This window comes from Leptospira kanakyensis (genome assembly GCF_004769235.1).
In the GTDB taxonomy this organism is placed as follows: Bacteria; Spirochaetota; Leptospiria; order Leptospirales; family Leptospiraceae; genus Leptospira_A; species Leptospira_A kanakyensis.
On the sequence record NZ_RQFG01000005.1, the window covers coordinates 1152980 to 1175688 of the forward strand.

At 39.2% G+C, this 22709-nt stretch carries 23 protein-coding genes; 14 read left to right on the forward strand and 9 right to left on the reverse strand.

The window, feature by feature from the left end; all coding sequences use genetic code 11:
* The first annotated feature begins 134 nt into the window (after positions 1-134).
* Positions 135-1418 carry a homoserine dehydrogenase gene (locus tag EHQ16_RS06085; protein WP_135634684.1) on the forward strand — a complete coding sequence of 428 codons (1284 nt, stop codon included), beginning with the start codon at positions 135-137 and terminating at the stop codon, positions 1416-1418.
* A gap of 6 nt (positions 1419-1424) precedes the next feature.
* Positions 1425-1799 carry an STAS domain-containing protein gene (locus EHQ16_RS06090; RefSeq protein WP_135634682.1) on the forward strand — a complete coding sequence of 125 codons (375 nt, stop codon included), beginning with the start codon at positions 1425-1427 and terminating at the stop codon, positions 1797-1799.
* Here the strand turns inward: EHQ16_RS06090 and hflX are convergent.
* On the reverse strand, positions 1780-3339 hold the full coding sequence (gene hflX, locus EHQ16_RS06095; protein ID WP_135634680.1) for a GTPase HflX: 1560 nt from the start codon (positions 3337-3339) through the stop codon (positions 1780-1782). The two genes, EHQ16_RS06090 and hflX, sit on opposite strands and share 20 nt — an antisense overlap.
* 143 nt (positions 3340-3482) lie before the next feature.
* Between hflX and EHQ16_RS06100 the strand changes: the two genes are divergently transcribed.
* The gene (locus EHQ16_RS06100) at positions 3483-5357 is read left to right on the forward strand and encodes a HEAT repeat domain-containing protein (RefSeq protein ID WP_208742237.1); all 1875 of its coding nucleotides are present in this window, start codon (positions 3483-3485) and stop codon (positions 5355-5357) included.
* On the opposite strand, the gene EHQ16_RS06105 is transcribed toward EHQ16_RS06100, so the two are convergent.
* The 4 genes from EHQ16_RS06105 to EHQ16_RS06120 are packed head-to-tail and all read right to left on the reverse strand — an operon-like array spanning position 5344 to position 9425.
* A complete protein-coding gene (locus tag EHQ16_RS06105) occupies positions 5344-5745 on the reverse strand; it encodes a response regulator (RefSeq protein WP_135634676.1) in 402 nt (133 codons plus the stop codon). The genes EHQ16_RS06100 and EHQ16_RS06105 overlap by 14 nt on opposite strands.
* Positions 5742-7637, reverse strand: coding sequence for an ABC transporter ATP-binding protein (locus tag EHQ16_RS06110; protein WP_135634674.1), 1896 nt, complete (start codon positions 7635-7637; stop codon positions 5742-5744). The genes EHQ16_RS06105 and EHQ16_RS06110 overlap by 4 nt, the downstream gene beginning before the upstream one ends.
* Entirely contained in the window at positions 7634-8203 is a 570-nt protein-coding gene (locus tag EHQ16_RS06115; protein WP_135635543.1) for an anthranilate synthase component II, read from the reverse strand. The genes EHQ16_RS06110 and EHQ16_RS06115 overlap by 4 nt, the downstream gene beginning before the upstream one ends.
* 55 nt (positions 8204-8258) lie before the next feature.
* Positions 8259-9425, reverse strand: coding sequence for an acyl-CoA dehydrogenase family protein (locus EHQ16_RS06120; RefSeq protein WP_135634672.1), 1167 nt, complete (start codon positions 9423-9425; stop codon positions 8259-8261).
* A 123-nt stretch (positions 9426-9548) separates the two neighbouring features.
* On the opposite strand from EHQ16_RS06120, the gene EHQ16_RS06125 reads away from it, so the two are divergent.
* Positions 9549-10292 carry a YebC/PmpR family DNA-binding transcriptional regulator gene (locus EHQ16_RS06125; RefSeq protein ID WP_135587860.1) on the forward strand — a complete coding sequence of 248 codons (744 nt, stop codon included), beginning with the start codon at positions 9549-9551 and terminating at the stop codon, positions 10290-10292.
* 107 nt (positions 10293-10399) lie between these two features.
* On the opposite strand, the gene EHQ16_RS06130 is transcribed toward EHQ16_RS06125, so the two are convergent.
* Positions 10400-10645: a GlsB/YeaQ/YmgE family stress response membrane protein gene (locus EHQ16_RS06130; RefSeq protein WP_135634670.1), complete on the reverse strand. Its 246-nt coding sequence runs from the start codon at positions 10643-10645 to the stop codon at positions 10400-10402.
* An 88-nt stretch (positions 10646-10733) separates the two neighbouring features.
* Here EHQ16_RS06130 and EHQ16_RS06135 point away from each other — a divergent pair, with 88 nt between their 5' ends.
* The 4 genes from EHQ16_RS06135 (at position 10734) to EHQ16_RS06150 (ending at position 15931) form a co-directional block, all read left to right on the forward strand.
* Positions 10734-12083, forward strand: a complete 1350-nt coding sequence (locus EHQ16_RS06135) for an EAL domain-containing protein (protein WP_135634668.1) — start codon at positions 10734-10736, stop codon at positions 12081-12083.
* A 6-nt stretch (positions 12084-12089) separates the two neighbouring features.
* Positions 12090-13058 carry a response regulator gene (locus EHQ16_RS06140; RefSeq protein WP_208742238.1) on the forward strand — a complete coding sequence of 323 codons (969 nt, stop codon included), beginning with the start codon at positions 12090-12092 and terminating at the stop codon, positions 13056-13058.
* A gap of 32 nt (positions 13059-13090) precedes the next feature.
* The gene (locus tag EHQ16_RS06145; RefSeq protein ID WP_135634666.1) at positions 13091-13873 is read left to right on the forward strand and encodes an enoyl-CoA hydratase/isomerase family protein; all 783 of its coding nucleotides are present in this window, start codon (positions 13091-13093) and stop codon (positions 13871-13873) included.
* A 93-nt stretch (positions 13874-13966) separates the two neighbouring features.
* The gene (locus tag EHQ16_RS06150; protein ID WP_135634664.1) at positions 13967-15931 is read left to right on the forward strand and encodes a M23 family metallopeptidase; all 1965 of its coding nucleotides are present in this window, start codon (positions 13967-13969) and stop codon (positions 15929-15931) included.
* Here EHQ16_RS06150 and EHQ16_RS06155 read toward each other — a convergent pair.
* Positions 15918-16685, reverse strand: a complete 768-nt coding sequence (locus EHQ16_RS06155) for a glucose 1-dehydrogenase (RefSeq protein WP_135634662.1) — start codon at positions 16683-16685, stop codon at positions 15918-15920. The genes EHQ16_RS06150 and EHQ16_RS06155 overlap by 14 nt on opposite strands.
* A 108-nt stretch (positions 16686-16793) precedes the next feature.
* Here EHQ16_RS06155 and purB point away from each other — a divergent pair, with 108 nt between their 5' ends.
* Positions 16794-18098, forward strand: coding sequence for an adenylosuccinate lyase (gene purB / locus EHQ16_RS06160; protein WP_135634660.1), 1305 nt, complete (start codon positions 16794-16796; stop codon positions 18096-18098).
* Between the two features lie 174 nt (positions 18099-18272).
* On the opposite strand, the gene EHQ16_RS06165 is transcribed toward purB, so the two are convergent.
* Positions 18273-18920 carry an alpha/beta hydrolase gene (locus tag EHQ16_RS06165; RefSeq protein WP_135634658.1) on the reverse strand — a complete coding sequence of 216 codons (648 nt, stop codon included), beginning with the start codon at positions 18918-18920 and terminating at the stop codon, positions 18273-18275.
* Between the two features lie 13 nt (positions 18921-18933).
* The gene (ygiD, locus tag EHQ16_RS06170; RefSeq protein WP_135634656.1) at positions 18934-19767 is read right to left on the reverse strand and encodes a 4,5-DOPA-extradiol-dioxygenase; all 834 of its coding nucleotides are present in this window, start codon (positions 19765-19767) and stop codon (positions 18934-18936) included.
* A gap of 213 nt (positions 19768-19980) precedes the next feature.
* On the opposite strand from ygiD, the gene EHQ16_RS06175 reads away from it, so the two are divergent.
* The 5 genes from EHQ16_RS06175 to EHQ16_RS06195 are packed head-to-tail and all read left to right on the forward strand — an operon-like array spanning position 19981 to position 22672.
* Positions 19981-20550: a YdcF family protein gene (locus EHQ16_RS06175; RefSeq protein WP_135634654.1), complete on the forward strand. Its 570-nt coding sequence runs from the start codon at positions 19981-19983 to the stop codon at positions 20548-20550.
* Between the two features lie 5 nt (positions 20551-20555).
* On the forward strand, positions 20556-20915 hold the full coding sequence (locus tag EHQ16_RS06180; RefSeq protein ID WP_135634652.1) for a nuclear transport factor 2 family protein: 360 nt from the start codon (positions 20556-20558) through the stop codon (positions 20913-20915).
* 38 nt (positions 20916-20953) lie between these two features.
* Complete coding sequence (locus tag EHQ16_RS06185; protein ID WP_135634650.1) at positions 20954-21463, forward strand: hypothetical protein; 510 nt, start codon at positions 20954-20956, stop codon at positions 21461-21463.
* Positions 21464-21480: 17 nt separating this feature from the next.
* Entirely contained in the window at positions 21481-21996 is a 516-nt protein-coding gene (locus EHQ16_RS06190) for a VOC family protein (RefSeq protein ID WP_135634649.1), read from the forward strand.
* 10 nt (positions 21997-22006) lie between these two features.
* Complete coding sequence (locus tag EHQ16_RS06195) at positions 22007-22672, forward strand: YdcF family protein (RefSeq protein ID WP_244241953.1); 666 nt, start codon at positions 22007-22009, stop codon at positions 22670-22672.
* The last annotated feature ends 37 nt before the right edge of the window (positions 22673-22709 follow it).

Sequence of the window (22709 nt, forward strand, 5' to 3'; positions counted from 1 at the left end):
CTTATTGCCGAGACAATTCTAATTATAGTTATCACATAAAAACAAAAAAAGCTGAAGAACTTCTTCTCAAATTTGTTTTTTTTTAAATTTTTTTTAAGTGTGTTTCCCTTTCTCCTACGAAATCGTGATCCTAGATGAAAGAAGTTCGTATTGGTCTATTGGGTGCCGGAGTTGTCGGCACTAGCTTACTCCAACTCTTGGATAAAAACCGAGAAAAAATCCAACGTCATTATGGAATCAACTTACAACTAACGACCATTGCCACCCGTAGCCCGGGAAAACTCCAAGGTAAAACGAACGTTCCAATAACAGAAGATGTATTATCTGTAACAAATCGTTCGGATATCGATATGATTGTTGAATTGATAGGCGGAACCGATACCGCATACAAGGCGGTTCGTGCAGCTTTAGAAAATGGGAAAACGGTCATCACAGCCAACAAGGCATTGTTATCCGAAAAAGGTCGGGAATTGTATCCAATCGCTGCAAAAACTGGTGCTGAACTTGGTTATGAGGCAGCAGTAGCCGGTTCCATCCCCATCATTCGTACGTTAAGAGATGGACTCTCTTCCTGCGAATTTGAAGTCATCTGTGGAATCCTGAACGGAACCACAAATTTTATTTTAACCAAAATGGAACAAGAAGCCTGGGACTATTCTACGGCTCTGAAAAAAGCACAAGACCTTGGATTTGCAGAGGCAGACCCAACCTTCGATGTGGAAGGAATTGATGCTGGCCATAAAATTGGTTTGCTTGCGAGTCTTGCCTTCCGCGAGTACGTTTCGTTCGCATCCCTTTCTGTAAAAGGAATTTCTGACCTACAATCTTTGGACATCCAATCCGCACTTTCTCTTGGATACCGAATCAAACTTTTAGGAATCTCTAAACGAAGTTTTGCGGGAGTTCTCACCAAAGTCCACCCGACTCTCGTTCCTCTCGACCATCCCTTGGCAAATGTGATGAATGAATCCAATGCAGTTTTTTATAAAACTAAAGAAGCAGATTCAGGAATGATCACAGGAAAGGGAGCTGGGGGAATGCCAACAGCAAGTGCGGTTCTCTCCGACATCATTTACTACGCATCCCGACTCGGAAGCAAAGATATCGCAAAAGAGAATAATCTATTTCCGGAGGCGAAAGCCTTTCCAGAGCCTGACAATTTGGTTCGTTATTACTTACGTTTTTCCACGGTGGACAAACCTGGGGTTCTTGCTGAAATTTCTCAGGTGCTTGGCCGTCATAATATTTCAATTGCATCCGTCCAACAGAAGGAGTCCACTTCGGAACCTGTGTCAGTGATTGTCGTCACACATGCAGCGACAGAAGGGGAATTTCAAAAATCTCTGCAGGAAATTGATACTATGTCGACCATCATCAAACAAAAAACTGTGGCCATCCGCCTATTGGAGAAACTGTAACTCGCTATGGCGGATTTGCAGTTTCCATCCCTGGATCTCAAAACAGAATTCATCGAAATCAAAGGGGAACGAGTTCTGGTTGTTTCCTTTGTGGGTCAAATTACCAATACCAACGCTTATGAAATCAACCGGAACATTTCCGTGATCTTTCGGGATTCCGTTTACAATATCATTTTGGAATTAACCAAGCTGGATTATATCAATAGCATTGGGGTGGCGACACTCATCGGTATCATCAAAACAGTAGAGAGCCATCACGGAAAAATTCTGATTGGGGGACTCAATCATTTTCTGGAAAACGTGATTCGGCTAATGGATTTACCGCGAAAGGTTCAGATTTTTAATACCAAACAAGAAGCCATTACAAACTGGGAACCGTAACCTGCGGACTCGGTTCCTTTTTTTTCCAAAGTTCTTCTTCGATTAAATCCAAAAGATGAGATAACCCCTCACGGGTCACAGCAGACACAAGGAGTGCTTCGTTTTTTTCGAAGGATGCTCTTGTTTCCTCATCCAACCCATCTGCTTTGTTAAAAACAACCATTCGCGGAATTTCATTCAATTGTAATGAATTGAGAATTGTGTCCACAGCTTCCATTTGTTCCGCATAATTAGAGTTTGTGGAATCGACCACATGGAGTAACAAATCCGCATCCCCTAATTCTTCAAGAGTTGCCTTAAAGGCTTGGGAAAGGTCTGGGGGAAGGTCATGAATAAAACCCACAGTGTCCGAAATGATGATTTCTCTTTCCTCTGGAAAACGAATCCTACGAGTTGTGGGATCCAAAGTCGCAAATAATTTGTCTTCTGCTATGACAGTCGAATTGGTGAGGGCATTGAGCAGTGTTGATTTTCCGGCATTCGTATAACCAACAATTCCCACAATGGGGATTTCGTTTCGAGAACGAGCCTTGCGGTTTAATTCCCTGCGACGTTTGAGGTCTCTTAGTTCATTTTCCAAACGAGTGATTTTTTCTTCCACACGTCTGTTTCCAATTTCCAACTTAGTTTCCCCAGGCCCTCTACCACCGATACCACCCGTTAGGCGACTCATATTGTCATCCAATTCCGAAAGTCGGTTTTTTAAATATTTGAGTTGGGCCAGTTCTACCTGGAGTTTTCCATCTCTTGATTTCGCATTTTTGGAAAAGATATCCAAAATCAGTTGGGTGCGATCGATGATTTTTAAATCACTCGCATCGGAGATTTTTTTGGCCTGTGAAGGTGTGAGTTCCAAATCAAAAATCAAATGTTCAATGTCTTTGTGAACTGATGTTAAAATGATTTCTTGTAATTTACCCTTCCCCACAACAGTTCGAGGATCGGGATCTCTTTTTTGGACATAGGTATCCACAACATGAATGCCAGCTGTACGACAAAGTTCTTTGAGTTCCGCCATGGAATGTTCCGGCGAACGTTTCATCTTCCTGACATCATACACACCGACAAGGAAGGCTCTGTTTTCTTTTTGTGATTCTTTGAGGTTGGAAGTTTTTTTTGTGAATTCGGATTCGAGTGCTTCCACTTGTTCCGAATATCCATACTTCAACTGGCCTGGGTATTGTTTGGGAGAAAGGATCCAAGGTTCCTTTGCATCGGGATCGGGATTGATAAAGGCAGAAAAAAAGAATTTGGGAATCCCATCGGTGCCCACACAAGCAGCGGTAATGGAATCAAATCGGTTGAGGACAAGATCCATCAAATCTTCTTGGTTTAACGGATGTTCTTTGAGGTGTGTGTGGAAGAGTCGAAGGCCACGAAGCCTAGAATGGGCCACACGATACCTGTCTAAATGGGGAATTTCGATGGAGTTGTCATTGCCAACAATCAAATGCGTGACATAACCTGTCCTCTCAATGAGGAGGCCGACTTGTCTGCGAATTTCGACTGAAATCTCACCAACAAGCCTTGCGAGATCCATAGATATGATAGAATCCTCCCGAAGACGCCTTTCGGAGAGAGATTTTAACTTTTTTAACTGGTTTGGCTTGAGACCAGCTAGATTGCCGCTAATTTTACTTATAGTACGTATCCGATATTCAAAGTATGGAAGTAGGCTATCAGATGTTTCAAAAGGGTCAAGACATAATTTGGAAGAGCAGTTTATGGGTGGTCCTTGTTCTGTTGATAGGTTGTTCTACCTCGAAGCCTTACCAATTAACAGACGTTTCACCTAAGTATAAAGAATACCAAGGATCGGATTTAGATCCAAACAAATCTAAGAACATTTTAGTTCCGGTGACAAACAACCGTAAGTATGATGATTTTATCCAAGAAGCACATAAAGCCATTACGCTTCTGGAATTTGGCGAAAATGTAGCCCTCCGTGCTGATAGCAAAAAAACCGTAGGAGAACCTGCGAACCAAGAAATGCAAGCGGCTGCGTATTTGGAAGAAGACCTACCTTCCATCGTCACCAAACTCCCTGGACTTCTCCAAACCAATCAGGATCTAATTGAAAGTACACCTAATGATTTTGATGGTCCAGCCATTGGTCGGGTGAGTTATGAGTTGGGTAATATTTTAGATTCTCTAAAACAATACAGTCCTAAAGCCATTGGAATCCAAAACGCTATTCGCAACATTCGTTCTGATTCTAACAACTACAGCCAAGGAAAAGATATCGCTGATGCAGATACCAAACCAGTTGAAGATCCGATCATTGCTCCAGAAGATGAAACAAAGAAAAAACCTGAGAAAATAATTCCTAAAAAAGAAACGAATGGTTCAAAGATTTCAATCAAACGTCTCAATCGCAAAACGAAAGTTACAGGAAAAGTTAAAGCAACAGAGCAAATCAATGAATTAGTAAAAAAGGAAGAGGAAGAAGTTCTTTCGGACGAAGAAAAAAAAGACAGAGAGTATACGGATCAAATTCGTGCCGGCCTTGTTCAAGTTTTCCAATGGGAATACTATCGGAAACCTAAAAACTTAGAAAGGATTCTTTCCACTCATCCCATTCCGCGTGTCCGTTCCGCCGCTGCACTTGCCCTAGGTCGATTGAAAGCCGGCCGTGTCAGTTTACAAAATGCCATCGATAAAGATGGATACCAGGTAAGGCCTGCCGCTTACAAAGCCCTGTCTGATCTTGGAGACAAACGTTCCATTTCTTATTTTATTGCCGGAACCAAAGCGGAAGATCCAGAAGTGATTGCTGTGAGTTACGAAGGTCTTGGTAAAACCAGAGATCCTGCAGGAAGGGAAATGATTCTCACAACTGGTTTATCTTCCGAATATGTTGTAATTGTTTCGGGCGCACTCCGTGGACTCGCCTATCATAAATTAGATGCAGATGTGGAAGTGTTTGATAAATTTCTTAAGTCAAATGACCAGGAAATCAAAGAAGCCGCATTGGAGGCACTCGCCATTCATGGAAGTCGGGAAAGCCTACGCATTTTAGAAAAGTTTGTGAGCGAAGAACCGAATATGGCTCTTATGACCATTGATGAAATCAGCAAAAATCCATCTCTCTCTGCTACATTTGCTCTCATCCGATTGAATGAATCCCAAACCGATGAAAAATTAAACAAACGAATTGGGGAATCTTTACTTCGTCGTAAAGCTTTTGGAAAGTATGCCATCATTCTCATTGAAGATGATTATCTCCGAGCCGAACCAAATGAACGTTCAAGACCTGTATCTTATATTAAAAACAAAGAGATTGGTCTCATCCTTTCCGAAACTAAAAAGGAATTTGCAGTCCGGATTGGAGAAGATATCTTAACGGACAAATACATCCAAGTAAAAATGGAATCCACACTGCCAGGGGCACGTGATGCTTTTGTTACAGGTTGGGTGTTTTATCCAAAACTAGACATCATCGAAGTGAAAAAATTGGGAACCGACGGAAACACAGGTAAATATTCCAATTTGAAAAAAGGAAAACACAACAATCTCTTCAATCCAATCGAAGAAATCAAAGTTCCTAAAAAGGACTAACTTTTCCTTTTGAGAGGGCGGTGGGAACCCATTCCACCGTTCCTTGTTTGAGTGGGACTTTCGGAATCATCCAGTGAAGTCCACAAAACCAAGGTAAAAACAAAGAAGAAAAAGGCATCACACCAAATACATCAAATCCAGTAGAAGCAATCACAAGAACACCCTTGTAACCAGATTTGTAAATCTGACGCATCATCCAAAGCCCTGAGGTTTGGGTTTCCATAGTCACATCAGAAACAATCATATCATAATTTGGATTTTTAGAAAAAAGGACAAACCCTTCTTTTGCATCCACGGCCCTGTCAGAGGGAATATTTTTAGAGTCAAAGTATGATTTCAAATTATTCGCATAACGATCATTATCATCAACGATTAAAACTCTTTTCATATTTGGATCTCCGTTTCCGCAAATTGACTTTCGTATAATTTTTTATAAATTCCATTTTGGGCGAGAAGGGAATCGTGATCCCCTTGTTCTTTGATCTCCCCTTCTTCAATCACCACAATATTTTTCACACGACGCACTGTGGAAAGGCGGTGGGCAATGATAAAGGTGGTTCTGTTTTTAAAAAGACGTTCCAAAGCACGACTGACCAACCTTTCGGATTCTGCATCCAAGGCACTCGTTGCTTCATCTAAAATCATAATTTCCGCATTTCGCAACAAGGCGCGGGCGATGACCAGACGTTGCCTTTGGCCTCCACTTAAGTCAAGCCCTCGAACGCCAATGACGGTATCGTATCCGTTTTCCATATTGGTGATGAAATCGTGAGCATTGGCGAGTCGCGCTGCCCGAACCACTTCTTTACGAGTGGCAGCCCCAGTCCCATAAGCGATGTTATCTGCTATGGTTCCGTGAAATAGGAAAATTTCCTGAGTGACAATTCCAATTTTTTTACGAAGGGATTTGAGAGAATAGTTACGTATGTCAATTCCATCGATACGAATTTTTCCAGCAGTAGGATCAAAGAATCTAGGAATTAAATCCATCATTGTGGACTTACCAGAACCACTGGTTCCCACGAAGGCATAAGTCTCACCCAGTTTGATATCTAAGTTGATTCCTTTTAAAACTTCTTGGTTGGTTCCTGGATAAGAAAAGTGAATGTCATCAAACTGAATACCCTTCTCTATTTTTTCGAGAATGATTTCATCTCCATGTTCCACCACTTCAGAATCACGATCGATGATTTCAAAAATTCGTTTCCCAGCAGAATTGGCTTGGGTGATTTTTCCCACCATCTGTGAAAGTTGGGTGAGAGGACGAAGTAAAAATAACAAGGTAAGGAGGAAGGCCATAAACTCCCCTTGTGTGAACTTACCTGAATAAATGAATTTGGCACCCATCGCAAAGTATCCTAGAACCACAATGGAAGAGGTTAACTCCACAAGACTTGGTGCCATTTGTAAGTAAAACTGTCCTTTGAAAGTGCGCCGATACACTCTAAAGTTGATATGATCAAATTTTTTAAGGTCTTGGTTTTCCTGACGAAAGGTTCGGATCACCTTAATTCCAGAAATGAATTCTTGGATATGGCTGTTTAAATCTGCGAGTTTTTCTTGGAACCTTGCGGTAGAAGAAGAAATTTTTCGTGTAAACAAAGTTACAGGCATAATCACCACGGGAATCGTGAGACAAGCAAGGAGTAATAATTCCGAATTCAAATAAATCAAAATCATTAAGTGAGTTAAAACATAAAAGAAGTTAATCACCGCATCACGAAGGTTACTCGAAATGACGGCCGCAACAATCTCAGCATCGTTGATGACCCGGCTCATAATGAGCCCTGTTTTTTCTTTGTAAAAATATGTGAGAGGTAACCTTTGGACTTTCTGGAATAACTCTTGGCGAATGTCCCTCACTGCTTTATATCCAGCAGTAGCAATACAAAAAACAGACAAAAGATAAGTGCCTAGTTTTAAAAGGTAAAGTGGAAATACCGCGATACAAACCGCCCAAACCACTTCTTTTGGTTCCATATCCGCAGTGAATTCATTGATTTGGAGTTTTGCAGATATGATGAGACGTTTGAGTCGTTCCAGTCCGTCCAAACTATCTTCACCGAGTAGTACTTCTTGAACTAGAATTGTTTTTTCAGGCAGCGTTAAATCTAAATGAAAACGATTGTTTTTGTCTCCACCTAACGAATCAAAAAGGGGGATTAACGCTGTAAGGGAAATACCATTCAAAACAGCTGTCAATAGTGCAAAGACGAGCCCCAAAACAAATCGTTCTCGGTAGTGCACAGAATAGGACAATAGTCTTAAAAAATATTTCATTTGATGACTTCCTCATAGAAGTTACGAAGTAAGGTTTCCCCATGTTCGGTGAGGATGGATTCGGGATGGAACTGAACCCCAAAGACCTTATTCCATTTTCTGTGACGAATTCCCATTATGACTCCATCTTTGGTTTCGGCTGTCACTTCCAATTCACTGGGTAAAGAAACTTTCGAAACCGCCCAGGAATGATAACGATTCGCCAAAAACCCATTGGGAATGTTTTTAAAGAGACCTTTGCCATCGTGTTGGATCTCTGACGGCCGTCCATGGAATATGTCTCTCGTTTGTTCGAGCCTCGCACCCGCCACCTCTGCAATGGCCTGATGTCCGAGACAAATTCCAAGAACTGGCAATGACTCATAAACTGAATGTAAATGCGGTAGAAGTTTTCCTGAAGTTTTCGGAAGGCCGGGTCCTGGAGATAAAACCACCGCTTTGTAATTTTTATACAAATCTACCGGCATATCTTCATCATGACGCATTACTGTTGTCGGCGTGATTTGGTTCAGGTATTGGTACAGAATATAGGTGAATGAGTCGTAGTTGTCGATGAGAAGGAACATACTAGGAGAGGACAAGTGGAGTTGTCAAAGAATCCACCTGCCCTAATTCCAATCTTTACGCGTTAGGAGTTTCGATCCCAACACCATCATTAAGAAATTTGGAAATGATCACACGTTGGATTTGTGAAGTTCCTTCGTAGATTTGGAAGATTTTTGCATCACGCATTAATTTTTCTACAGGGTATTCTTCGTTGAATCCGTAACCACCAAAGATTTGCACTGCATCTGTTGTGACGCGCATTGCCATATCAGCACAGAATACTTTTGCAATGGATGCTTGGTATGTGTTTCTAAATCCGTTATCGATAAGCCAAGCTGATTGCCAGCAAAGAAGTCTTCCTGCTTCGATATCACGAGCCATCTCAGCAATGATAAAACTCACACCTTGGTTCACAGAAATTGGTTTTCCGAACGCATTACGAGTGTTTGCATAACGAATGGAGTGATCAAGGGCCGCACGAGCCACACCAACAGCCCCAATCGCAACAGCAGGACGAGTTTTATCAAAAGCACCCATGGCAATTTTGAACCCCTCACCCTCTTTTCCGATCATGTTTTCTTTAGGAACTTTTACGTCTTCAAAGGTAACACCACGAGTGTCGGAACAACGTTGTCCCATATTTTTTTCTTTTTTACCGATGATAATTCCTGGAGTTTTTGCATCTACGATGAATCCAGTCATACCTTTGTGGCCAGCATTTGGATCTGTTTTTGCTAAAACAAAAAACCAGTCCGCATGACCTGCGTTAGTGATCCACATTTTGGATCCATTCACAATGTATTCGTCACCTACTCTTTTTGCTGTGGTTCGAATTCCAGCCACATCGGAACCAGCACCAGGTTCGGTTACCGCATAAGCAGCCAATGTAAAATTTTCAGTCATTGGTTGGATGAATTTTTTCATTACAAAATCATCAGCACCAAGTAAAACAGGCGCTAATGCAAGGTTATTTGCGAGGATGGCCGTTGCCATTCCCGAACAACCGTAAAATAACTCTTCAGAGGCAATGAGTTCGTCCAAAACACCGAGGCCAGCACCACCGTATTCAGCGGGGATGTGCATATTCATAAGGCCTACGTCAAAAGCTTTCTTTAAAATTTCTTTGGGATATTCACCTGTGTGGTCATGGTGTTCCGCCTTCGGAATCATTTCATTTTTGGCGAAATCTCTTGCTAAATCGCGGAGGGCTTTTTGTTCATCGGTGATGGAAAAATCGATCATGGGGTGCCTTATAGATGTTTTTTTACAGTACTTTGGAATTTTCTCTCTGAGTCAAGAAACTAGGGCGACTTAAATCTGTTGAAAAATCTTTTGAATCCAAAATCCTAGCCTTGGGAGAAAACAATGTCAGGACACTCGAAATGGGCGACGATTCGAAGAAAAAAAGGAGCCATTGACGCGAAAAGGGGCGCCATCTTTACAAGGATTGCCAAAGAAATTTCCGTAGCTGCCAAAGATGGTGGTGGAGACCAAGAAGGAAATCCAAGACTTCGCCTTGCTGTCACAAAAGCGAAAGCTGCCAACATGCCAAAAGACAATATCGAACGGGCCATCAAAAAGGGAACGGGCGGTTTGGAAGGTATGGTGTATGAAGAGTGTCTGTACGAATGTTACGCACTTGGTGGCGTTGCGATTATGGTGGATGTCCTCACTGATAAAAAATCACGTACTACTCCCGAAATTAAAAGCATTCTAACTAAACTGGGTGGTTCACTCGCCAACGCCGGTGCAGTCTCTCGCCTTTTTGAACGCAAAGGCCAAATCACACTCAAGGCAGACCAAATTTCCGAAGAAGCATTGTTTGATTTAGCACTCGGTGCCGGTGCCGAAGACATCCAAGTGAACGATGGGATGTATACGGTGATCACGGCTCCCGCTGAATACGAAGCGGTTCAATCGGCTCTTTCTACAAAAGGACTGAATATGGAAGAATCCGAAATCAAATACATTCCCATGACGACTGTGGAAGTGAACGACAAAGAAACTGCAGAAAAAGTGATGAAGTTAATTGAAAACTTAGAAGCCAACGACGATGTCCAAGGTGTGAGTTCCAACTTTGAGTTAGGCGACGGAGTGGAATTGGATTAAAAATTTTTATCCATAAACAGGGGCGATTTATGTCGCCCTGTCTGAATTTATCTTGGTAGGATTCTCTGGGTAGAAACTCACCACAGAGAATCTCTTCAGTTCCAGATTTATCTTTTTTTGATCAGACCTGCAATGAAGATAAGTAGAATGGCACCGATCACAGCCACAATGAGTTCCGCAATGAGGCCGTAAGAACGAAAACCTAAAAGCCCGAATACAACCCCTCCCAAAAACGAACCCACGACTCCGATCACCAAATTGGCAATGAGGCCAAACCCTTTCCCACGCAAAATACGACCGGCAAGCCAACCTGCCGCAAGACCAATCAGTAAAAACCAAATAAAACTAAACATAAGTTACTATCCTTGTTGCCTTTTCTTTTGAATTCTCATAAATTTACAAGAAGTCGTTAGAGAATCAATTCATATACGAAGGCTACATTTGAAAAATCAACTATTCACTGGTCCCTATTATTTTGGTATGAAGGACTTGGATGTGTTCAAAAAACATTTTATCCAAGAAAACCAAGGGAAACCACTTTTCCTCATTCGTTTCGAAAACATTTCCGGCATTGAACTCACTGAATTTTTGGATCTGCTCCGAACCGAGTTTTATTCCTGTTTGGATTTAGAAGACATTTGTTTCGGATTTCATTATTTAGAAAAACAAGATATACTACTTATGGGTATTTCTCCCCTTTTTGAGTGGGACATTGAAAAGTTTCCCAATATCGAAAATTCGGTGGGGAAATTCCAACAACAATGTTTACAAAATAAAATTGTATCCTTTCATTTTGGAGTCTCAAGAACCCAATCTAATTTTATCTCCGATAGCGATGAAATTTATAAAGAATTGTATAAATCTTCCGAAAAAAATCTAAACGACAATTTAGTTCGTTGGAGTTGGACATACTACAATAAAGCAAATACTTACATCTCTGGATCTGTTCATGAAGCTATGATCCAACCCACTGTGATCTTCAACCCAAAAGATAAAACTTATTCGGTAAAAGGTGGTGAGGTGTTTCTCGGTGGCGGGGCATACGTAGGTTACAAAGATTTAATCAATGACATTCCTTCTGACCAGGATTTAAACCGAATAGAACTTTTGATTTTAGAAAAGTTGATCATTGCTTGTGAAGGGGCACCTGGATTATTAAAATTCAATATTTCACCTCAGTCCTTGATTGATACATTTTCTCATATCGATCGAGTGGATCGGTTACAGCGACTCATTCAAAATAAAGATTTAATTCCTGAAAACATAAGATTTGAACTCGTGGAAAAACCTTATGATGATTCCCATTTTCCACTAAAAGATGTTTGCCATGCCTTTTATTCTCATGGAATGAGTTTTGCTGCTGATGACTTTGGAGTTAAAAGTCAATCTCACCAAATTGTTTTGGATCTTGGGATTATGATTAAAGAATTCAAATTAGATCCTATTAGTTTTAAGTTCAAAATTGAAGAAGACCAAATTAAATTTTTGGACAACTTAGCATTTATTGATTATTGCAAACGCCTCGCTGATAACAGAGAAGCAGTAATCACTGCCGAAGCTGTTGAGGATTATGATACTTTACGATTCCTTATGGAACACCAAATTTATCAATTCCAAGCAAATATTCTTTTTGGAAAAATGACAGTATCAGATTATAAAAGAGATTTTGATCTTCTCCATTCCATTCATGAAGATGTTGTGAAAGAAGTATTGACAGATAAAATTTTGTCAGAAAAACAAAAGAAAGTTGGGAATTTGTTTCGAGTTGCATCAGAGGCGGGTTTAATTTAAAATTTTATGCATTTTATCATGGCGATAGAAAACGATCTAAATTCCGCACAGGACTTAGAAAATATCTTCCTTGGTTTACGCCAACGAGTTGTCATAACGAAATTTTCGCAAACTGTTCAAGAATATGTAAAATCCTCTAACCCAGATATCATTCTGATGGGATTAACTTTTAAGGACAAAAAAGAATTAGAATTTGTTTTGGAACTAAGACGGGATGTCATCACACACAACATCCCTATCTTGGCAATGATTCCGAAAGAAGATACTAACTTTATCGCAAATCAAAAAGCCCTTGGTTTTACAGATTATATGGTGAAACCTTTAGCCAAACAACCACTCCTCGATCGAATTCATTCCCATATTGAAGAATATAAATTTAGCGAATCTTCAAAAACTAGGGACAATATGTCTTTTATCGTTGTGGATCGAGGACATGGGCGTGTGTTGTTCCAATGCCGCGCCAATCTCAAACGATATGTTTTTCCTGAATTCAAAAAAATATTCACTCCTAACTTTTTAAAATCCATTCTAGCAGAACGTATTTGTTTTGATGTTCGTGTGGTTCCGGAACTCGGCAAAGAAGAAGTAGAAGTTTTCGAACGAGTGATGAAACTTTTCTCAGGTCATGAAAAGGTTGTATTTATTGCAGGCCGCCATATGGGAGCTTTCATTGAACACGCATCAGATGATGAAAAAATGTTAGTATTCATGGCTCCGAACGAATTCGATGAATACGTTAAAATGGAAGAACAGAAAGTAGAAGAACAACGTAAGAAAGAGAAAAAAGAAAAGTTTGCAAAAGATAGTGCAAAGGAAAACGCACAAACTCCTCCGACTTCCTTAGGAGATGTAAAAATAGAAATTCCAATGGGAGGCGCGGCCCTTCCAATAACACCGGAAAATCCAACCGTTCCCGAAACACCCGCAGAAACGCCACCTAATTCTGATTCTACGAACAATCCGCCACAATCATAAATTTTAAAACCATAAAACAAAAGAAGTAAACAATGAATTACAAACGCGAAGTCATCGACATCCCCAACGGTAAAGGCGAAATCATTCGCTTTCAAATGAATGATCAGAACTCACTGACAGGACAGAACATGAGAGATCTCGGTGAGATCTTAAATGAAATCAAAGCCGACAATTCTAAACGAGGTGTTATCTTAACCACAGACAATCCTAAGTTTTTTTGTAATGGCCTAGATGCCGAAAATTTACTTTCCACAAGTCGTGACAAACTCATCGATGAAGTTGGTGGAATTGTGATCCTTTTTGGTGAACTGGTTAAGTTTGATAAACCTTTAATCACTGAAGTCACTGGTCATGCTATGGGTGGTGGTGCAGTGATCACTGTGGCATCCGATTTTAAATATATGCTCGATGGAAAAGGAAGGATTGGATTTACAGAAGTGAATGTTGGCCTTCCACTCCCTGGAAGTTTTATTGATCGCATTCGTATGTGTGTGGATCCAAGATACTGGGCAGAAGTTTGTTTGGAAGGATCCACTTACAAAGGAGCAGAAGCTAAAAAAATTGGACTGATTGATGAAATCGCTCCTACGCCAGAAGACATAAGAAAGATCGCTCTAAAAAAATTAGAAACACTTTCTAAGGTTCCGTCTGCAGCCTATCGTTCCACAAAGAATACTTTAAATGGTGCCCTCCTTGCAAATTTAGAACAATATAAGAAGGATACGATCAAATCCTTTGAACAACCAGGTGTTGTTGACAATCTACTCGAAGCAATGACAGCTCTTAAGGAAAAACGTAGACCCGTTTTTAAATAAAAAAAATAGAAAGGCCCGAGGGGAAAATTACAACAGCCCCTCGATTCTTATAAGTCTTTTCACCATAAGCGCCGAAAATAATAGTGAAATCAGATGTTGCGCGCATTCGTATTAGTACTTATACTCTCTCTTTACCCACTTTCTGCAATATCTGTATCTGATTACCCGCCAGGTTTTGTTTTAAAAAATCCTTATCTCTGGCCAGTCAAAGGATATGACTCCATCACCGGTGCTTTCGGTGAATTTAGAACCGGCCATTTTCATATGGGCCAAGATTTTTCTACCGGTGGAAAAATTGGGATTCCCATCATTGCTGTAGCAAAAGGAAAAGTGACTCGAGTCCAAAGACGATGGACTAGCATTGGTTATGCGTTATTTCTCCAACATGATGATGGAATGACATCTCGTTATGGTCATTTACATAAATTTTCTCAAAAAATCATCAAACAGATTTTAAAATCGAAACAAGCAAAACGTTATAAAGATAGAACCGATTTTGATATTGCCCTTCCGGAAGCAGTCGAAGTAGATGCAGGAGAAACCATTGCTTTCTCTGGTGATACAGGTGTTGGACCCCCTCACCTTCATTTTGAACTTTTTAAAGATAACGTATATTATAACCCCATGCATTATGGTTTGGGATACAATGTGGCAGAACCAATTGTATTTAATACCATTCGTATCACTCCACAAACACCACGAACCTTTATCAACGGCCGAAATGAAACAATAGAAATTCCTTTTTATGAAACTAGTGGAAATCGATTTGAATTGTCTGAGTCACCAACTTTATTCATCCAAGGAAAAGTAGGAATTCAAATTGCCTTGCATCAAAAATCAAATAACAATCGTCTAGGAATATTCACCTTAGATATGTTAATTGGTGAACATGTCCTACAAGGATTCCAACTTTCAAAAATCTTAAAAGAACATACACGAAAAAATGTTTTGTTGTATGACAGCTCTGTTAGTAAACCCAATGGAAATCCTTTTTCATACTACTTACACACGCGCGATGGCAATGATCTTCTCGGAATGAGAAGTAATGGTCGAGAACAGGGCCTACTCGATAGCGAACAAATGCGGATGGGAGAACCTAAAGAAATCACCATTCGTGCGACAGGGATGGGCGGGCAGATGTCCTTTGCATCCTTTTATATCCTTAAAGACCAAGGTGATTACAGCCACATTGTTACCAAAGAATGGAAGTACAATGTGTACTATGACCGTTATACAACATTCAAATCCAAAGATACAAAAGTAGAATTGTTTTTCCCAGTGAATGCTGTATATTCGAAGGCATTCTTTGATATCGAAGCCCAAGAACAAATTCAAATTAATACAAAGGGACTCAATCAACTCTCCAGCGTATATAAAATCGGCCCTGATTTTAAAGATTTTAATTTAGGTTACGATCTATATGTAAAGGTTCCCAAAACCAAAGATATCAATTCAGCGGACTTATATGAAGTATTGGCAGATGGGAATGTAAAAAAAATCAATGGATCTTCCTTTAGTTCCTGGGGTCAGTTTTTTAAAGTAAGGCTACGTAAAACAGGACTCTTTGTTGTTTTATCTGACCAAACTCCTCCGACCATTTACCTACATGACTTGATGAACAAAACAGTTTATCCTAGAGAAGACTTTGCTTTGTATTTGAAAGCTGTGGATGTAGGATCGGGAATTATGCCGGACGGCTTTGATATCACAGTCGATGGAATTCCAGGGAAGGCCGAATTTTTTCCCAAAGATGGACGTTTAGAAATCTTTGAACCGGAAATTCTATACGAACCAGGAAAACATACAGTGCTTGCGAGCGTCAGAGATTTTGCAGGAAATTGGAGTTCTACAGTTCGTTATGATTACGAAATCCAAACTCCTCCCATTCCTGAAGAAAAGAAAAAGCCGACCGCAGAACCACTTGTGATTGAAACAACGAAAGAGAAAAAAGCAGTAAAAGAAACAAAAACCAAACAATCTTCGCCTAAGGTGCAAAAGGCGGTGAAACCAATTACTATCGCACCCAAGGCAAAGGATAAAAAATCTACATCCCGATAGCAGCACCACCGTCTACACGGAGGAAAGTTCCAGTGATGTAAGACGCATCATTACTTAAGAAAAATTTAACAGCAGAAGCAATCTCTTCTTGTTTTCCTGGACGTTTGAGTGGAATCACAGAAGGATCAGTCAACTTGTCTTGCACTTCTTTAGAAAGTGTTCCAGTCATTTCTGTTTGAACGTATCCTGGGCAAACTGCATTTACGAGTACGTTTCTTCCAGAAAATTCACGAGCAGAAACTTTCGTTAACGCAATCACTCCGGCTTTAGAAGTGGAGTAGTTTGCTTGGCCTGGTTGCCCAGTGAGTCCAGAAACTGAGGAAATGTTTACGATCCGACCAGAGTCAGATTTAAGAATCAGTTTACTTGCGGATTTCGTCATAAGGAAAACTCCCTTACAGTTTACATCCATAACAAAGTCATATTCTTGTTCCGACATACGAATGAGAAGATTGTCTTTTAAAACACCTGCGTTATTAACGAGAAAATCTAATTTTCCAAAAGCCTCTTTTGTTTTGCTGATGGCAGCGTCGCAATCTTCTGGTTTTGTTACGTTACAAGCAACTCCAATTGCTTTCACACCAAATTTAGCTTCAACTTCTCTTGCAGCTTCTTCAATTTTTTCCTGATTCAAATCAACAAGCACCAAACTTGCACCATGCGATGCGATTCGGTTTGCGATTGCTCTTCCCAAACCAATGGGAGAGGCAGCTCCCGTTACCAGTGCTACTTTTCCTTCGAATTCTTTGGACATATGCCCCCCTAGGATTTATTACTAGATTCTAAACTTGAATTTCGAACATCGTTCGGCAATCGTAAAATTCCCAGTTGAAACAGAAGTTTCTAATGAAAGACTGCCCTTATGATCGATCGTTATAGCCACCCAGAGATTTCCGCCATCTGGGAATTAGAGAACAAATTTAAGATTTGGACAGATATTGAAATTTATGCCTGCGAAGCCCGTGCCAACCGCGGAGAAGTTCCCAAAGAAGACCTGGAAACCATCAAACAAAAGGCAAAATTCAACGTAGAGGAAATTCTAGAAATAGAATCCAAAGTCCACCATGATGTCATCGCCTATTTGACAAACTTGAACTCTTATATAGGACCAGCAGGCCGACATGTTCACTTTGGACTCACTTCCAGTGACGTTGGTGACACAGCACTTTGTGTACAAATGGTGCAAGCAATGGACCTTCTCATCCAAAGAACCGAAACCCTTTTACAAACAACGAAAGAAAAAGCAAAAGAGTACAAAGACCTTCCTTGTATCGGACGTTCTCATGGTATCCATGCAGAACCAATGACACTTGGTCTTAAATTTGCTCTCTTCTTTGCTGAGATGACTCGCAACTTAGAACGGATGAAAGATGCTAGGGCTCAAGTGGCCGTAGGGAAATTGTCCGGAGCTGTCGGAACTTATTCCAATATTGATTTAGAAATTGAAGAATATGTTTTAACCAAACTTGGATTAACCGTTGATCCGATTGCGACACAAGTCATTTCTCGTGACCGTCATGCTTTCTATATGTCAGTACTCGGTGTAGTTGCTGCGAGTTTAGATCGTATGGCAACGGAGATCCGACTCTTACAAAAAACAGAAGGCCGTGAAGTAGAAGAACCTTTTGCCAAAGGCCAAAAAGGATCTTCGGCTATGCCTCACAAACGAAATCCAGTCGTTTGCGAAAGAATATCTGGAATCTCTAGAGTCATTCGTTCTAACGTAAACGTGGGATTACAAAACGTGGGACTTTGGCATGAACGAGATATTTCTCATTCTTCTGCCGAAAGAATCGTACTTCCCGATTCTACCATTGCACTCGATTACATTTTGGAAAAAATGAATTTTGTCCTAAAAGGACTTCATGTGTATCCTGATGCCACCGAACGTACATTAAATGTAACACGTGGGCTCATCTTTTCACAAAAAGTTCTGTTGTGGTTGATTGAAAAAGGCGGAATCACTCGTGAAGATGCCTACTTAATCGTTCAAGAAAATGCAATGGCAGTTTGGGCAGACCAATCCAAAAATCTTCGTGACCTTTTAAAACAAGATCCAAGATGTTCTGCCATCCTCAAAGAAAGTGATTTGAATGAAATTTTCCAAATCAAACCTTATTTGGAAAGGATCCCTCTCATTTTCAAACGATTGGGGATTATTGATTGATTCCGATTGTGTCAGTGAAAATGGAATTTCCAAAGTAAATGGAAACCTGATTCAAACTAGAAAGGATATAATCTCATGGCCGAAAAACAAAGTGTGATTCAAAGACTAGTCGGTAAGGGATTATATCCTTCGCAAATGGCAGAACGTTCACTGCCAACTTTATCAAAATCTAAATCAAAGATTTTCTTCTAACCATTGGATTAAATCTTTTAACATCTCACGATTGATGCTATGACCTTCTGGGTATTCCCTGTAATGAGGCCGAATGCCTATTGATTCCAAATATTGTTTTACCGAACGGGCATATTCAACAGATAAAACTCGATCATTGTTTCCATGAGAGATAAAAATCTTTTTTTTCAAAAGATCATCTGTGATTTTCACAATCTCCTTATTTTCTTCTAACAACCTTCCACTCAAAGCAATAATACCTTTGATTCTCTCTGGATAAAGTAATCCAACAGAATAAGACATGATGGCTCCTTGACTAAAACCACCAATCCAAACATTGGATTCATCAAATTGGTAATTCAATTTGAGATAATCCAGAAATTCTAACAAAAGCCTTCTACTTTCTTTTTCCTGTTCTAAATTGATCTTTGGTTGGCCAGTTGTGAATAAAACTTCATACCAAGCGTAACTATCTGGTGCCAAAGTCAAAGGACCTCTGGCGGAAACTACAAGAAAGGATTCTGGTAAATAATTGGCTAATGAAAACAAATCTTCTTCATTACTTCCAACTCCATGTAACAATACCAATAGAGGTGGATTTTCTATGGAAACTTTTGGTTTGCGGATTAAATATTCTAGTGGTTTCTCCATTTCTTTATTATCCTTAATGACTCGGTTCCAATCTTACAGAAGTCATCGTCAAAGCACCTGCCACAGGTTTGTCGTTAAAAAAAGAAATAGAATCTGAATCCAGTTTTGTCCCCAAAGTATAAAGTAACGGCAAATAGTGTTCTGCTGTGGGAATGGCCCATTCAAATTCTTTTCCGTGATTTCTAATTTGAATTAAGGACTCGTTGTCTCCAGCCAGGATCCAATTTTTTACCTTTTGGTTTACATCCAATGCCCAATCAAATCCATATACTTCGTTCAATCTGTCCCAAGCCACCATACGCAAGTTATGTACAATATTCCCACTGGCAAGAATGAGAACTCCTTGGTTTCGAAGAGTGGACAATTCTTTGGCCAATTGGAAATGAGCTTCCGGCGAAATTTTATAATCCATGCTTAGTTGCACAACGGGAATGTCTGCATTTGGATAAATATGTTTGATGACACTCCAGGCACCATGATCCAATCCCCATTCATAATCTAATTTTACATTTTGAGATATGACAACGGACTGAATGAGTTTCGCAAGTTCCGGACTACCCGGAGCCGGGTATTGCACATCAAATAAGGCTTTGGGGAACCCACCAAAGTCATGTATGGTGGGAGGATTTTCCATAGCGGTTACAAACGTTCCATCCGTCACCCAGTGTGCGGAAATACAAAGAATGGCTTTCGGTTTGGGAATCGTTTTACTCAGATTTCGTAATCCTTCCACAAATTCATTTTCCTCAATCGCATTCATTGGGCTTCCATGCCCCAGAAAAAGGGAAGGAAGTGTGGTGGAATTTTGGAAAAAAGCCGAATTTTCTTTAGTTTCTGCTGAGCTCATCTGGTTTCCGGAATTTTTTAGATTCCGACTCCTCTATTTAGATAGTTTAATATTAAATCATTTATTGTCAATCTAATATACAGTTGGAAAACGGAAAATTGCTCCGGTTATTATGAACAGTCTTTATGGTTATGAAAGCAATTAAATGAAATTTAGGATTTTGATTTTTAGTTGATTTCTTATTTTTTGGATCTCGATATACTTTCTTTTAAAATGAAAAAAATCATCATTCTCTCACTTAAAATATTTTTTGCCTACATACTTATATCCTGCAGTTATATCATCTCTACTGGTCTTGTAGAAGAGGAAAACTTAAGTTCAAATACCGCTCTAGTACTTGGTAATAAAGTGGAGTTAGACGGAACACCTTCGAATCGATTACAAGCAAGATTGGATAGAGCAGCCATACTTTACAAAGATGGTTTGATTCAGAAAATTATTGTCTCCGGTGGGATTGGAAAAGAAGGATTTGATGAAGCAAAAGTCATGAAAAACTATTTAATCAAACAAGGAATTAATGCGGATCAAATCATTGAAGATAATATAGGTTACACTACAGAAAAATCTGCCAACAATCTAAAGGATATCTTAGAATCCAATACTGCAGAACCAATTCTGATTATCTCGCAGTATTACCACCTTCCTCGATCCAAATATCTAGTAAAAAAAGCTGGATTCCAAAATGTCAAAACTTCCTATGCTAGGTATTTTGAAATCCGAGATTTCTATTCTATCTTCAGAGAAACCATCGCCTTACCTTATGTAATCATTCTTAATCGATAAATTTTATGAATCAAGAAACAAATATAAACTTAATCGATACCCAATTAAAGGCTTATAACAATAAAGATATTGATTCATTTCTCAAATGTTGGGACAAAAATGCAAAAATATATCTCCATCCGAGGACTTTAATTGCAGATGGGATTGACCAAATTAAGGAAAGACATATAATTCGTTTCCAGGAGCCAGATCTTTTTGCAAAATTGATTTCTAGACAAGTGTTTGGTGGTAAAATTGTTGATCATGAATTAGTTACTAGAAACTTTCCAGAAGGAAAAGCAAATATAGATGTATTAGCAATTTACGAAATAGAAAAACAACTAATTGTTAATGCTTGGTTTTTAATTGGTGAACCGAAATTTTAGCGTAAAAATTTTTTGATCCAAAAGATAGGTAAATAAAAATGTTAATCTCCTTAAAAAGGAACATAATTTTTTTAGCTAATTTCAAATTTATATTTCCCTTTGTTTTCTTCATTCACTGTCACCATTTATACAATGGCCCTGATTACATCGAAGGATCAGAAGCAAACCAAAGAATCACCAGTCCCATTATATCGAAATTGCACAGTTGTAGTTTGTTAACTCACTCATATAATAGGAATGATACAAACCCTGATCCAATGCGGAGAACTCTTTCTATAGAAACTACAAATTCTTTCTTTCTGATTTTGCATTTATTCACTCGTTTTGAAGTTTTTAATCCATACTCCTACTACAAAACTAAAGATATCGATAGGTGTTCCAAAGATATTGAGTTTTATTCCTGTGACCATTTTAGCCCAAGATGGTCAAACGATGCCAATTTTGGTTTCTTCATTGCAACTATTGTATGTAATGATGTAAAAACATACGAGCCACCGCTCCAAAGAATTTTTCCAAGTTCAGACGAAGAAGAAAGTGAAGAAGAATAGTATAAAAGGAGAAAATCATGGCAGCACCAAAGAAGAAAAAATCAAGTGGAACCAAAACAAAAGCAAATCTAAAAAAGTTAGATTATCGCTCCAATCCAACTCATAGTATTACACCCTTTCTTATGTTTAATGCAAACATTGAAGAGGTGGCAAAGTTCTATGCATCGGTTTTTAAAAAATCCAAAATCATCACTGCCAACCCAATGCAAGGTGAGTTCATTTTAAACGGGCAAAAGTTTACAGCTTACAATGGTGGGCCTGAATTTAAATTCACTTGGGGAGTTTCCTTTATGATCAGCGTAGAAACTCAAAAAGAAGTAGATTATTATTGGAATGCGCTTTTAGCAGATGGTGGTACAGAAAGTATGTGTGGTTGGCTTCAAGATAAATTTGGTATGTATTGGCAAGTGACCCCGAAAATTCTTTTACAACTAATTTCGCATAAAGACCCAATCAAAGCCGAACGTGCCACACAAGCCATGTTAAAAATGAGAAAAATAGACATAGCGGTTTTAAAAGAAGCAGTAAGTTAATTGGTTTCTGTTGTTACTCTCTCATAAAAAAATTTCTGATACAGATTTAGAATCTGCTTCTATCATTTGGGATTTTCTCACACAAAAAGATAATCTCGATAAAGCAGATTTAATTTTTGTCCTTTGTAGCCATGACGTTAGAATTGCTAAGTATGCAGCAGATTTATACAGAAATGGTTATGCGAAGCAAATTCTCTTTTCAGGTGGAATCAATTTTTTTACTAAGAATATATTCTCAGATTCCGAAGCTGATTCTTTTGCTAAATTGGCCCTCAACGAGGGGATTCCAGCAAAAGACATCATAATCGAAAATAATTCTACCAATACTGGTGAAAATATTCAATTCACTAAATCTTTGTTAAACAGAAAGAATATTAAGGTAAACTCGATCATTGCGATTCAAAAGCCTTCTATGACTTTAAGAGTTAGGTTGGCTTTAGACAAACAATGGCCAGAGAACCAATTCATCATTTCTGCCCCCGATTACTCTTTGTTGGATGCCCCTCATTCGCATATTAATCTTTTTATGATTATCAACGAAATTGTAGGCGATTTACAAAGAATCATTACTTATCCCAAACTAGGTTTTCAATCTGAAATCGCTATCCCTGAATCGGTTGAATATGCATTCAACTATCTGGTTTCTCAAGAATATAATTTACACTTAGTTCAATAAAAATTGAATTTTCAATAACCCTATAACTTTAAAGTTA